This window comes from Phocaeicola barnesiae DSM 18169 = JCM 13652, from assembly GCF_000374585.1.
GTDB lineage: Bacteria > Bacteroidota > Bacteroidia > Bacteroidales > Bacteroidaceae > Phocaeicola > Phocaeicola barnesiae.
The window spans coordinates 142,360-156,046 of the sequence record NZ_KB894643.1 but is presented as its reverse complement, the minus strand read 5'-3'; the positions used below and the strand labels follow the sequence as shown (position 1 = coordinate 156,046).

Below are 13,687 nucleotides of genomic sequence, written 5' to 3'. Positions count from 1 at the left end.
TGATTAGTCATTGTTATGCATTAGCTGGATATACGAAGTCCGTGATTCAGGAGCCAGCTGCAGGGTGCGGCTGTCTCCTTTGTAATATTTCACTTGTTTCAACCTTTCGATGAATTCTTTGCTGGTTCCGTTGGGCGAAACGGTTGTTTTTACCTGTGTGATGGAAATCGTGCGGGTGGAAGCATCACCCTGCCATCTGGCGGTAAATTCACCGTCGGTTAATACTCCTTTGACGCTTCCGTCGTCATTGAACGTGATGGAAATCCAGTTCTTGCTCGAAGTCTCCGGTTTGGTGATAAGCGGAGTGTCACCGTGGCTGTTGGTGGATTCCCAGTTCTTGGTTTCGAAGAAGTTGACCAGAGACCACTGGCCGCTGCAGAAGATTTCTTCAATGTCATCTTCCTGGCTGCAACCTCCCAGAAAAAGGGTCGCCAGTAGTAGGGTATACAGTTTGATAGATTGTAGGAATACTTTCATCGCTTGATATCGTTTCTTTTTAATAATGCGTCAATAGTCGGTTCCTGTCCCCGGAAACGTTTGTAGAGCGTCATCGGATGTTCGGTTCCACCTTTCGACAGGATGTTTTCTCGGAATGAACGGGCCACATCGGTATTGAAGATTCCTTTTTCCTTGAATACCGAGAAGGCATCTGCGTCCAGTACTTCCGCCCATTTGTAGCTGTAGTAACCGGCAGAATAGCCTCCCGACATGATGTGGCCGAACTGGACACTCATGCAGGTTTCCTCCGGTTGCGGCAGTACCTGGGCTTTCTTCCAGGCTTCTTTTTCGTAGGCCTTCACATCGCCCTCGAACGGAGTCTGCCTTGTATACCAGGCCATATCCAGCAGACCGAAGCTGACTTGGCGCAGGCAGGCGTATGCCACATTGAAATTGGAAGCGTCGATAATCCGCTGGATAAGCGTTTCCGGAATCGGTTCTCCGGTCTGGTAATGCCGGGCGAACGTGTTCAGGAATTCTTTTTCTATGGCGAAGTTCTCCATAATCTGTGAAGGGAGTTCCACAAAATCCCAGTATACATTGGTTCCGCTCATGCACTGGAAACGGGTGTTGGCGAACATGCCGTGTAGCGCATGACCGAATTCGTGGAGGAAAGTGTTCACCTCCGAGAATGTCAGCAGTGCCGGCTTTTCGGCGGTAGGCTTCGTAAAGTTCATGGTTACGGAAACATGTGGCCGGCTGTTGGTTCCGTCGCTTTCTATCCATTGTTCCTTGTAGCTGGTCATCCAGGCTCCTGAACGTTTCCCCGCACGAGGATGGAAATCGGTATAGAGTACAGCCAGATAACTTCCGTCACGGTCGAACACTTCGTAGGCCTGTACATCCGGGTGATAAACAGGGATGTCCTTGTTCTCTTTGAAGGTGATGTCGTACAGTTTAGTAGCAAGCCCGAATACTCCCTGTTTTACCTGCTCCAGTTCGAAGTAGGGGCGTAGTTCTTCTTCGTTCAAGGCATATTTCTGTTCTTTCAGCATTTCTGCGTAGTAGGAGAAATCCCAGGGCATCAGCTGGAAATCTGTCCCTTCCTGCTTGCAGGCCAGTTGCTTGATTTCCTCCACTTCCTGCAGGGCTTTCGGGGTATAGGCCTCCAGCAGGTCGTTCAGCAGCTTGTATACATGGGTGCTGTCCTCGGCCATGCGTTTACGGAGTACATAATCCGCATAATCGGTGAATCCCAACAGTTGGGCTATCTGCATACGCAGGTTCACCAGTTTCTTCACGATTTCTTCGTTGTTGAATTCATCGTCGTGGGTACACTGGGTATTATAGGCCAGATACAGTTGTTTCCGCAAGTCACGGCGTTTGCTGTATTTCATGAAAGGTACATAGCTGGGAGCCTGGAGTGTGATGACCCATCCTTCTTTCCCTTTCTCTTTGGCTGTCAGAGCGGCTGCTTCCCGTGTGCTTTCCGGTAGTCCTTCCAGGTCTGCTTCGTCGGTCAGTACCAGTTCGTACTTGTTGGTTTCTTTCAGGTGATTCTGCGAGAATTTCAGGGTGAGCGAGCTGAGTTCCATGCTCAGGTTCCGGTATGTTTCCTTGTCTTTTTCAGACAGGTTGGCACCGTTCCGTTGGAATCCGTCGTATGTCTTTTCCAGCAGTCTCTGTTCTTCTTGGGTCAGGGTGAGCCGGTCTTTCTGCTGATAGACCTGTTTGATGCGGTCGAACAGCTTTTCGTTGAGGCTGATGTTGTTGGCGTGTTCAGAGAGTTCCGGCATCAGCTTTTCGGCTATCGCATCCAGTTCGTCGCAAGTTTCGGCACTCATCAGGTTGAAGAGGACGGTGGTTACCCGGTCCAGCAGTTTTCCGCTTTGTTCCAGCGCCAATACGGTGTTTTCGAATGTCGGTGCTTCCGGATTATCTATGATTTGCTGGATTTCTGCGTCTTCTGCTTCCATTCCCTTCCGGATGGCCGGTTCGTAGTCTTCCAGCCCGATGCGGTCGAAGGGGGTAGTATCATGGAGTGTATGGTACGGTTGTAATAAAGGATTTTCCATAACAGTTTATTTGCTTGCAAAAAATGAAAAGGAATCGGTCACTGGAGGCTGTTTTCTGTTTCTGCGGTTTCTTCTTCCGGAGAATCGTCGGATAGCTTCCGTTCTTTATAGGCTACCAGCCGGTTCAGGTCCGGAATGATGATTTTCTTCCGGCTCAGCTCTATCAGTTCCTGCTGTTGCAGTTCGTTGAGTACCTTCGATACATTGATACGGGTGTCGTCAATCAGTTCGGCCAGGTCCTCCATCTTGATGAACAGTGTCTTCTGTCCGGTAGGCGATGTGCAGCGCAGTTGCAGGAAGTTGGTGATTTTGTCTATCGTTGAACCGATGTGCGAATTCCACAGTTTCTGGTAGGCCATCTGTGCCCGGTTGCTGAGGATGTTCAGCAGGTTCAGCTGGAAGATGGTATAATTGTTCAGTTGCGTCAATACGTATTTCTTGTCAATCATGACCGTATGTACTTCGGTCAGTGCCTGGTAGGAAGCGGTATAGGTCGTCATCATGCCGAACAGGGAATAAGGTTCAATGATGGTCGGGCTTTCCAGTTCTTCCTGGATGGTATATCCATGGACTTCGTCTGTCGATTCAGATTGGATTTGTCCCGATAGAATGAATACAAGGTGGTTGCACGGTTCGTTCTGCTTTATCAGGTAAGAGCCGGGCGTATATTTCTGAAAATGTAATTTGACTTTTTCCAGAATATTGGTAAAATCAGTTTTGCATAACCCTTGAAACAGGGGTAATTGCAACAACTTATCGTACATTGTGATTTCCATATGCCAATTAACTTTGTTAAAGAACTGTTTAACACACAAAGTTAGCGATAATTTCTTTTTTCTCAACGAATTTTTTCGTGGTTTTATCTTTTTTTGTTTATTCGTGTCCGATAGCAGGCTTTGGTATGTGGTTTTTAACTGAAAAAGATTATCTTTGCGTACGGATTTAAACTTAGACTTATGGGTACTTTTAATTTTCAGGAGTTTTTGAGCGCATTCATCGTGCTGTTTGCGGTAATCGATATCATCGGTTCCATTCCTATCATTTTGGATTTGAAACAAAAGGGCCGTTCGGTCAATTCCATGAAGGCTACACTTATTGCTTTTGCCCTGCTCTTGGGATTCTTTTATGCCGGCGATATGATGCTCCGCCTGTTTCAGGTAGACATCGCTTCGTTTGCCGTAGCCGGTGCCTTTGTGATTTTCATGATGTCGCTCGAAATGATTCTGGATGTAGAGATTTTCAAGAATACAGGACCTATCAAGGAAGCTACCTTGGTTCCGTTGGTCTTTCCGTTACTGGCTGGAGCCGGTGCCTTTACCACCTTGCTGTCGTTACGTGCCGAGTATGCTCCTGTCAATATCGTACTGGCATTGATTCTGAATATGGTATGGGTATACATTGTACTTCGGATGACCGACCGTATTGAACGTGTGTTAGGAAAGGGAGGTATCTATGTTATCCGTAAGTTTTTCGGTATCATTCTGCTGGCTATCTCTGCCCGTCTGTTTACAGCCAACCTTACTTCCTTGATTGAACAGTTCCAGAAGGCTGCCCAATAACGAAAAAAACGGGCGGTGTCTTATTTCACCGTCCGTATTTCTCCACTCCCGATGCACAGGTGGGCATCCTTGTCGTAGATTACCCCGAATTGTCCCGGGGCGATTCCTTGCAGTTTCTCTTTGCTTGTTATCCGATACCCTTCGGGGGTATTTATCAATGTTCCTTTCTGGAAGCTGTCTGTGTGGCGTATCTTGAAGCAGACCGGAGTTTCCGTTTCTGTCCACGGATTTTCGGTGATGAAATGGAAGTCCACCAGCCGGAATTCGTTCCCGTATTGTTTCTCGGTATCATAGCCCCGCGATACATACAGGATGTTCTCTTTCGTATCTTTTTCGACAACGAACCACGGACCGCCACTCAGCCCCAGTCCTTTCCGCTGTCCGATGGTGTGGAACCAGAATCCTTTGTGGATGCCCAGTTGCCTGCCGGTTTCCAGTTCGATAATCTTTCCCTGTTTTTCTCCCAGGAAACGGCGGATAAAATCGTTGTAGTTGATTTTCCCAAGGAAACAGATGCCCTGGCTGTCTTTGCGTCGGGCACTGGGCAGCTTGGCCTGTTCGGCTATCGTACGGATTTCCTGCTTCAGGTAACCGCCTAGCGGGAACCAGAGTTTGGAGACTTGCAGGTAGTTGATTTGGGCCAGAAAATCGGTCTGGTCCTTCACCGGGTCTTTGGCGGTAGCCAGCCATACCTTCCCGCCGATTTCTTCGGTAGAGGCATAATGTCCGGTCACAATCTTGTCGTAGGCATATCCGGCTTTTTCTTCGAAACAGCCGAACTTGATGAGCTTGTTGCACATCACGTCCGGATTGGGGGTGAAACCCTGCTTTACCTTGTCGATGGTATAGGCCACTACGTTCTCCCAATATTCTTTCTGCAAGTCGATGATGTCGAAGGAAAGCCCGTATTTCCGGGCGGTCGCTGTAGCCAGTTCGATGTCTTCTTCCGCCGTACAGGTCAGTGACTCGTCGGTGTCCATACCTATCTTGATATAGTACAGGTCGGGTCTGTATCCTTGTTCGTACAGGAGGTGTACCGCTACGGCGCTGTCTACACCTCCCGAGAGTAATGCTGCTATCTTCATATCGTTCTTTTTCCGGGGGCAAAGATACCGTTCTTTCTATATCTGTGGAATACCTTAAATGTGGTATAGTCAGTGGAGTATCCGGATGTTTTTTCGTTAGAATATTAAGTTGATGGACTATAAAATAGGCTATGGCTGCGAATCTTATTTCTTGGTTTTTGGTTACTAAAACAAATAATGCTAAAATTAAGGTTATATCTTGGCTTTTAATCAACCATTTAAAATTTATTCTTGTAATCACATTTGGAATAAATCTTAAATGATTGATTTTATTTTCATTAGTTATATTATTCTTCCTCTTCTAATTTTAATCCTAATTGTTGAACAGATTCTTTCACTGTTTTATAGATCTGTGCTGATTCGTCAAGTGGTTTAGAGGGAGTGGAACCAGCTTTAAAGCAAACCTCAATTTCCAATTTGTTTTGATTTAGTGGCACAATGAAACTAGAAAATAATTGGGTCCATTGGTCAACAGGAATTTTACCGGAAATTTTGATAGATTTAAAATGACGTATTGATTGTGGTGATACATCATCTGGCTTATGCGGAGAATTATCTGGTGGTGTATGGGAATTGTTTTCTGATTTTGTCTTGTTATTCCCAGATTCCGTTTCTTCTTTATCTTTAGGTATAACGCTCTTATCTGTCAACCAATATTGACGGTCAGTGACATCAAGCCCAAAGATGTTTTCACGATGATAGATACGTGAATAATTCCCTTCTTCTCCGAAAGCCACATTGAATTCACCGTTGTAGCAATATTTTTGGATAGTGCTGGCTACAGCATCTGTTCCTGTAATCATGGGTTTGTCATCATATTGCAGGAAAGCTTCATATAGTGCAGTTACATTGATAGGATTTTCGAGGGTAGGATACAGACGGTTGGCTTTCAATGTTCCGATGCCAATCGAACGTATCAACCATTCTTCTTCAATAATAGCTTCTATTAATTTGTCCGTAATTTGCGTCTGCATATCGCGGGCAAAGTCATGTAATTCCAAGACTTCTAAACCATCGGTTGCAGAGTAACGCATGGCAATGTTGTACACAGAAATCAACTGGGTATTAGCTTGTTCGTTAGCATCATTTTTCTTGTCAATAATATCCTTTTTTTGATCTATGTCCAATTGCCCGCTATATTCATGTTGTACTCTTTCACATGCCAAGTACTCTGTCAGTTTAGATTGTAATAACCCAAGCTGGCTTTCAGAGCAAGTCAGATAGAATATTGTATTCCGGAAAATGCGCTGTGTACTTCCTTTTTTAGTAGCAATTTGTTCTACATAATTTTCAACTTTCTTGTTAATTGAGTTGATTTGGGTAGCATAGTCCGGACTTAATATGACTAAGGTCAATGTTTTCTGCTCGGGAACATCACCTGATGGGTTGATTAATATGCGCAGTTGGCTGTTGCTGTTTATTTGATTATTTAGCCGTTTTAGTATATCAGCCTTGACATCTGCTGCTGATATTTCTGATTTAGCACTATTAATTAGAATATTAATGTTAGGTTTTGCTTGAAACCAATAAGTTTTGGCTCCTACATTGGTTGAATAAAGGTAATAAGCAACCTGCTCCAGTTTGTTCAAGGCATTGTTGATTTCGCTATGCTGGAATGCAGATGGGCGAAGCATACAAAGTTTTAATTGTTCTATGTTTAATCCTTTGTTCTGCGATCCGCCTATACTGCTCATTAGTAGTGTGGTGGCTATTCCTTGTGCTAAACTGTATTTACAACTATTGCTTTGCGGGTCTTCGTTATCTATTTTATAAGCATTGCTTGAAGTGCCTATAATATCGGCATGCATTACCGTTTCCCATTGGCTACCCATCAAGCTGGTGATAGTTCCTGTTAAGGTTGGTAAATTGGTGAGGTTGACATCTGAAGTGTGTATCAGAGCTTGTGAGCCGCTTAAAGAACCACGACGGCTCCATAAATCCTTGACGATGGAGGCCAACAAACGCAATACACCTCGTGTGCGTTGGAAATGTGGGTCGTTCCCCCATTTTAAGCGAAACATATCTATCAGTTCCGGGTGGAACGGATAAGATTTACGCATTTTATTGATATATTCTATACGGTCTGCTTCAGCTGGTAAATCAGAACGGCGATTGTGGTAGGTATTCTTATATCGTGTTAGTACTTGCTCTATCACTTCCGGGTTTCCAACATTTTCAAATAACCGACGGCGAACCACTTCGAATATTTCTTCATCATCTACTGGTTTGATGCCAGTACCCACACGTACAATACGGTTCTCCAAAGAAGAAAGTATCTGTTGGCCAATTTCTGATGAAGCTACTTCTGTTGCACTGGCAGGAAGAGTGGCTATCAATACACATCGAGGCACTGTAGCGACTGATTCGGTCAGTGTTTGCAGAAAACTTACTGTTTGTGTATAAAGGGTGCCTTTACCTACCATTATTCCATTGGCTTTATTACAGTAATCTGCCAACTCATCAATCAGGATTAGAGAAGGTGTGTTTTGAGCCAGAATAGGCTTGAATATGGAAGAAGAAGGTGCTGTCCGACTTTCATCGTTGGCTCGTACCTTATTGTAGCCTTCTGCTCCTCCTAGTTGATAGGCTAATTCGCCCCATAAGGTATGAATGGTTATACCTTCCTTTGTAGTACGTCCTTGTGCGACATCGGTTGTGTTATTGGTAAAGACGGCAACCTTTGCGTCATTGTATTCAGGATGTATATCTTTATTTAACAGATGGGTTGTATAGGCGGAACTTAACAATGAACGTCCGGCTTTGGCTATATGATATAATGAAATCAAAGTGTGGGTCTTACCACCACCAAATCCTGTTTGCAATGAGATGACTCGGTTCTCACTTTCTTCACCATTCAATGCACGAACCACCCGGTTGGCAATGTCTCGAAGTCCGGCAGTGATATAGGTTTTTTCGAAGAATATTGTCGGATTGTTATAAACTTCCTGTCCGATACCCAAGGCTACTTCTCCCAGATTGGCTGCGAAGATTGACTCATCCAGTACGCCGTTTCGAATGTCGTAATGAGGATATACGTTGGTGAACCATGCAGGGATAGGAGCATCTTCTCGCATGGTTACGGCGGCAGTTTGCATTGGAGGAGCCATTGCTTGGACGGGTTGTGCCATTGGTTGTTCTTGATTCTTAATATTGTCTATTTCGCTGACCAGTTCATCCATTTTCATCAGTTTGGCAGCCTGTTTGATATAGAGATAGGCACCGTCTATTTCTTCGTTATCCAAAACTTGATAATGGTTACACTTGTTGCGGATATCTTTCAGCTCTTGCAGATAACTGATGAATTTATTTGCCTTATCCGGGAGTCCGAATTCTATACCCAGTTCTTGCTTAAAACCGAGTGCAAAATCCGTCAAGTTATTGTAATCAATCAGGCTGATGCATGATTGATTTTCACCTTGTGCTTTCAGTGCCTGATTCCAGGTGGCCCGTTTGGGAACTTTCAATCTGGAAAAATATAATCTTTCCCATGGCTCATTCGGAAAATGTTGTTGCAGGAAGCCTACTACAAACGGACGCATGGCATCTAGAAAGATGCCGAGGGCTTTATGTATCTTATCGTTCATATCTATAATTCTATTGGTATTGACAGGTTAATTAAATAATGTACCTTGGGTGTAGGTCATGCTTTCTCCGCAATGCTGTATCAGGTCGGCCGAATTAGAGATGAGTTCCTGTACTTGTTTTAAGTCATCTCCTTCCGGCAACAGTTCTTTCAAGGATGCCAACACACGCCAGAAAGGATTATTGGCTTCTTTTCCTACTATATGTATGTGGTGAAGGATTTTTCCGCGGTCGCCATCCCGCCAATTGGCCATGGCCCGGTGTACTTGGTCTATCAGCGGGTCACTGGTACTCATACCTAATTTTTCATTTATCGTGCGTTCGGTGTAGGTCGCCAGATGCTGTTTGTTACCGGTACGGATAAGTAGATTGTGAGCGAAAATGTCACTGATATTGACGCTCATTCCCACGCGGGCAAACTTGGCTGCATCGTCAAAGTCAGTGTCTCCCATGCCGTTCATCTGCAACCAAAAGATATAGAAACGGGTATATTCATCTCCGTCAAAACCACTGAGCAAAGCGTTAAATGCCGCGGTCCGAGCTAACTCCAAAAGTTCACCTACAGTTACTTCGCTACCATCTGCTTTTTCCACTGTTTCGTATTTCCCAAATTCACTGACAGCTTGTCCAAAGCAGGCTGTCAAGAGGTCTGCTCCCCGAAACCCCAATTCGTAGAGGGCATTGACTTCTTCTGTGACTTTGGTTTCAATGGCTCGTTTCACTCGTTTGAAACTTTCGAATCCGTTACGTTCAGACGGGCGACATGAAACGGTTACAGACGATTCGAGGGCAGCCCCAGCCAATCCTAAACTTCTATTGGCCATTTCTGTATCCATTGGCCAGCTGCCGGTAATGTTCATTCTTGCTCCCAAGATTGAATTACAGAGTGTAGTCCAAGCCTCGGTACTTTGATGGGCAAACATAATGCTGACAATATCAGAAGTCTGGTATTCAATGGCATCAAAAATGGTCGTCAGTTTGTTTTCGAAATGTTTTTTGGCTTCTGCCTCACTGTTGTGATGATGGTGTTTCAATGCCGTACACTCTTCTGCTTTTGGGGTTTGGGGAGTAGCAAAATTGATGGGGTAGATGTCTCCCAATGTGCGCTTCATCCATACATAAAAGAAGTCTGAGATATCCGCATAGGCTATGGCGTCATAATAGGGTGGGTCTGTTACGACAGCAGTCAGTGTTTTGGCAGCGAACTGTCCTTTTTCTCCACTGGAAGCATTTGCAAACAGTGCAGCAAAAGGAGAATTGCTTTCCGACTCGATGTAACGGGTTATCCACTCCAGTTGGTTGAGGGCACTACCCGAACTGTTGCAGAAAGGGTTGGATTCCGGGTAATCGAAAACCATGGCAATAGCTTGGCGGCTGAAAGGGTGTTCTAGTTTTTCTCCGCTTATATGCCATCTGCCTAATGAGGTATTTGCCACGGCTATACGGTCAAACCAGATAGATAAATAGGTAAATAATATATTCGTATAATTAGATTGGTTTAACGTTGCTTTTAAGTTTAATAATTGTTTATTTATCGTTAAAAGCATATTTAGTTGACGATTAGAAAACATCTGGTACCATTGATTAATATTCCAGCCACGGCTACTGATTAAGTCAGTTTGTTTAGTCATATTTTCAGTAGGTATACTTTGATTGAGTAGCGTTATATGTGGTTGCTCTAGTTGTATTGATGGAATGGTATATTGTTTTCCATTTGAACCTTCACTGATTATTGCGATAAAACGCTCTTTTAATCCAATTTTATTGGCTTGCTCTTTAACTTGTTTAGAAGTTGTGATACTACCACAACATGGGCATATGAGATTTCCTGTTTTATTCCATCCGGGCAATACCTTCTCGTCATAACTTCCTTCTTTTATTTCGAACTGAATATCAGTACCATGGATGATAGGATTCAGGTATACCTTTTTCGATTTGGTGTTTGCCAAATAAAACTGCTTTAGCAGAGGTACTTCTGCTTTGCAAGAAGGATTAGAACACGTAGCTGTCCGTGCCCAATAATAAGCTATGGGCTTATTCCCTTTTTCGTCCGCAGGATAAAGATGCCCCACTTCGGCCTCAGTCATGGCTAGTAACTTTTTGGCATAATATTCTACATCAAAAGACAATCTATTGGGTATTTCTACATTGCCCGTAGGCATGCCTCCAAAATTTTCGGTATACAACTTTATTCCTTCTTTGCCATATAAAGCCATAAATTCCTCGTGAGTGTAGGTGATAGGTTTACCGTATTTTTGAGGAAACTCTACCGAACCTTTTTCAATGATATGCGCTACAGGGTTGATGTCGTTACCGAAAGAACGACACCCCAAACGGGCTGCTTCCAAGGGTATGGCGCCACCACCGGCAAAAGGATCGAATACGCTGGGCATCCGGTTCTGGAATTTCTCGATAGCCTTTTGTAAGGCGGCTTCTTTGGCTGTTACTTCTGGAGAAGCGAGATGTCGGTTCGGTGTATGATACAATGCAGTTTCAGCATTCGTGATAGCTTTAGAAGCTTCATCAAATTCTACAGTCAAGTCTGTGTATGTGGCTTCAGGACGTAGTTCGGAATTGTGGGCTACCCATATCAGCAAACGAGCCAGACGAAGCACTGTAGGGTCATTTTTACTTTCCCATTTTATCAGGCATCCTTCTTGCACTTGGTCCTTGGAAGGAGTTGTTTTTCCGGCCAGCATATTTTTCTGGCAGGCAGGTGAAAATTTCCCGATAAACATCAACAGTCGGTTGCGAAGGTTGTCAGGCATCGGGTCATAGATAGATGTATAGGGAATATCTGGATAAGGGGCATAAAGCGGATTATTGGCCAGCAGGTCTTGCACGGCATCACAGAATGCTTGCGGACACTCAGGATCCAGCGGATCGGGTACCAGACTTGCAAATATTACCGCCCGGCATACAGGCAATGGCCGACGGGCCCACCACAGATGCAAGGTGGAAATATGTCCATGACGGATGGATTTGTCGCGTACACTTTCTGCCGAGATTTCCTTAATCGGCATTGCTACTTCTATGAGCTTCTTTGCTTTTGTCATAATTAATCTTCTATATCCGGAAGTTTACCAATCATTGTTTCAAGTTCTTTTTTGTAGGCTTCATCAAAAGATTTGTTCTTCAGAAGGTTGTCAATGTCTGTTTTGTCAATGTCCTTTAAGTTGTTATAAAATGCGATGAAGCTGGTAATCATTGCGTCAAAGTACGTTCTTACGATTTCGGTTACCTTATTCGGGAAATTCATTCCTCTCAGTTTTTGCTCATTGTCTGATTGGAAGACTTCTGTCATATTTTTTTGTAAAGTATCGAAATCCGTTTTCCGAGAAGCATACATATATCCGGCTAAGTAATAGGTACTTTTTTTGAAGATAGGAAGTTTTCCCAGATACTTTGCATTATCTTGTTGGATTTGCTCTCTTATGGCATCGAGTATACCATTGGCAATGATAAATTTAAAACATAATTCATCCAGTTGTTTTTCATTCCCTTCTTCCAGCAAGTTGCCATTGAATATTTTATCATATTCGGCTTTTTGGAATACACGTGATTTGCCTAAACCGGAGCGTAATGAACGTGCCATGAAAAGGTAAACTGCTCTGTAAGCCAATGCTACATTGACCATGCTTATAATCATTTGATTACCCTGTATATTCTTGCCTTCTCCTTTTCGGTCATAAATGATGTTGAACTTTCTGAGGACCTCAGCAATGCGTATTTGTATAGGGTCATTAGCCATCAACGAATAACTTTTTACAGAATTCTGATTATTTGTTGCTTTGATAATATTCATTTTGAAGTCGGTCTGTGACGGATTAATTTCATAAATTCGCACCATTACATTGGCCGGTCTGAAATTATCCCGCGTGTTTTCACCGTATTTTGCACTATATAACGCATTGACTGTCTGGCATCCATTGATAATCTGCATGTTCTCCAAGGTAAAAGTTTGCACATGTTTTGCTGCATTTGTGTTGCCAATGGCCAAGGAATCACAAATGATACTAATCCCGTTGTTCATATAAGGAAACCAAAGACTTTCACTGCTGGTAATGGTTGCAATGATATCCTTGTTAACATTTCCGCGGTCACCCAGGTATAATCTGATGTTTTCTGCATACAGTTGGTTGTGGTGATATTTATTCTGCAGCCTGATGAATTCATTGACATTGCACATCCCCACAATCACTTTCTTAGGTAATCCAAGACTTTCGCGTTTGGAGTTATCTTCAAGTCGGTAAGAATACATTCCTTCATTAACTAGTTCCAGGGATTCACTTCCTACTTGGATTTTTCCTTCTCTGACCAGTTCCAAAATTTCTTTCACTCCATATACCTGAATGGAAAATCCTAATAATTGCCGGTCTGCGTTGAAGCGGGCTAAGACATTATTTATTTCTTTTTCATTATTGCGATAGATACCTGTAGCATTGTTGATATAATGGCAATATACGATGATGCGACGATCTCTTCTTCCTTTCAGAAACTCATCACATTTTGTTTTTATTTCAGCTACTACTTCATTGTCCGAAGGTTTTTCCAGAAACTCCGGGTGTACAAAATTATTGTTCACAAAAGTCGCAAAATTGAGTAACTCCACGGGAGACGCGCTTTTGGAATCGTTTGCGTATAGCTTGTATTGGAAAATATGAAGCTGTTTTACTTTTGAACTTTCGGTTTCAATAAGAGCATACGCATCAATTTGCAATTCAGAACGTCCTGAAATACTTTTGTCGGTGATGACGAAATTTTCAAAGAAACCATCTTCTGAATAATCCATGACTAATGATGCAGACATGGCCATGTAAAGAATCTCATTCGTTGCATTCTTCACTTCGGTGGAACTTTTTCCAGCCTCAATCTCAAAATGCTCATTAGTTCTTTTAAAGAAATCAAGTTCTTGTTGTAAGTCTTCACTGATATACATGATAGTCTT

General features: G+C 43.4%; 8 protein-coding genes. 1 reads left to right on the top strand and 7 read right to left on the bottom strand.

The features are described 5' to 3' along the window. Window positions 1-3: 3 nt before the first annotated feature. Genes C510_RS0100635 through C510_RS15920 form a run of 3 tightly spaced genes read right to left on the bottom strand, consistent with a single transcriptional unit; the run spans window position 4 to window position 3,289 of the window. Complete coding sequence (locus C510_RS0100635) at window positions 4-477, bottom strand: DUF4847 family protein (RefSeq protein WP_018709402.1); 474 nt, start codon at window positions 475-477, stop codon at window positions 4-6. Continuing rightward, window positions 474-2,513 (bottom strand): M3 family metallopeptidase, encoded by a 2,040-nt coding sequence (locus C510_RS0100630; RefSeq protein WP_018709401.1) that lies wholly within the window; start codon window positions 2,511-2,513, stop codon window positions 474-476. The genes C510_RS0100635 and C510_RS0100630 overlap by 4 nt, the downstream gene beginning before the upstream one ends. 38 nt (window positions 2,514-2,551) lie before the next feature. Beyond that, window positions 2,552-3,289, bottom strand: coding sequence for a Crp/Fnr family transcriptional regulator (locus tag C510_RS15920; protein WP_022340111.1), 738 nt, complete (start codon window positions 3,287-3,289; stop codon window positions 2,552-2,554). A 180-nt stretch (window positions 3,290-3,469) separates the two neighbouring features. Between C510_RS15920 and C510_RS0100620 the strand changes: the two genes are divergently transcribed. Next, window positions 3,470-4,072, top strand: a complete 603-nt coding sequence (locus tag C510_RS0100620; RefSeq protein WP_018709399.1) for a MarC family protein — start codon at window positions 3,470-3,472, stop codon at window positions 4,070-4,072. Between the two features lie 20 nt (window positions 4,073-4,092). Here C510_RS0100620 and mnmA read toward each other — a convergent pair whose 3' ends face one another. The 4 genes from mnmA to C510_RS0100600 form a co-directional block, all read right to left on the bottom strand. Beyond that, entirely contained in the window at window positions 4,093-5,157 is a 1,065-nt protein-coding gene (gene mnmA, locus C510_RS0100615) for a tRNA 2-thiouridine(34) synthase MnmA (RefSeq protein WP_018709398.1), read from the bottom strand. Between the two features lie 287 nt (window positions 5,158-5,444). After that, window positions 5,445-8,741 carry a DUF499 domain-containing protein gene (locus C510_RS0100610; RefSeq protein ID WP_018709397.1) on the bottom strand — a complete coding sequence of 1,099 codons (3,297 nt, stop codon included), beginning with the start codon at window positions 8,739-8,741 and terminating at the stop codon, window positions 5,445-5,447. Between the two features lie 27 nt (window positions 8,742-8,768). Beyond that, window positions 8,769-11,795, bottom strand: a complete 3,027-nt coding sequence (locus C510_RS0100605) for a DUF1156 domain-containing protein (RefSeq protein ID WP_018709396.1) — start codon at window positions 11,793-11,795, stop codon at window positions 8,769-8,771. Between the two features lie 2 nt (window positions 11,796-11,797). After that, a complete protein-coding gene (locus C510_RS0100600; protein ID WP_018709395.1) occupies window positions 11,798-13,678 on the bottom strand; it encodes an AIPR family protein in 1,881 nt (626 codons plus the stop codon). Window positions 13,679-13,687 lie beyond the last annotated feature (9 nt).

Excerpts from the sequence above, each read along its gene's own strand:
- C510_RS0100600 (WP_018709395.1), bottom strand. The coding sequence starts at position 13,678 with ATGTATATCAGTGAAGACTTACAACAAGAACTTGATTTCTTTAAAAGA.
- mnmA (WP_018709398.1), bottom strand. The coding sequence starts at position 5,157 with ATGAAGATAGCAGCATTACTCTCGGGAGGTGTAGACAGCGCCGTAGCG.
- C510_RS0100630 (WP_018709401.1), bottom strand. The coding sequence starts at position 2,513 with ATGGAAAATCCTTTATTACAACCGTACCATACACTCCATGATACTACC.
- C510_RS15920 (WP_022340111.1), bottom strand. The coding sequence starts at position 3,289 with ATGGAAATCACAATGTACGATAAGTTGTTGCAATTACCCCTGTTTCAA.
- C510_RS0100610 (WP_018709397.1), bottom strand. The coding sequence starts at position 8,741 with ATGAACGATAAGATACATAAAGCCCTCGGCATCTTTCTAGATGCCATG.
- C510_RS0100635 (WP_018709402.1), bottom strand. The coding sequence starts at position 477 with ATGAAAGTATTCCTACAATCTATCAAACTGTATACCCTACTACTGGCG.
- C510_RS0100620 (WP_018709399.1), top strand. The coding sequence starts at position 3,470 with ATGGGTACTTTTAATTTTCAGGAGTTTTTGAGCGCATTCATCGTGCTG.
- C510_RS0100605 (WP_018709396.1), bottom strand. The coding sequence starts at position 11,795 with ATGACAAAAGCAAAGAAGCTCATAGAAGTAGCAATGCCGATTAAGGAA.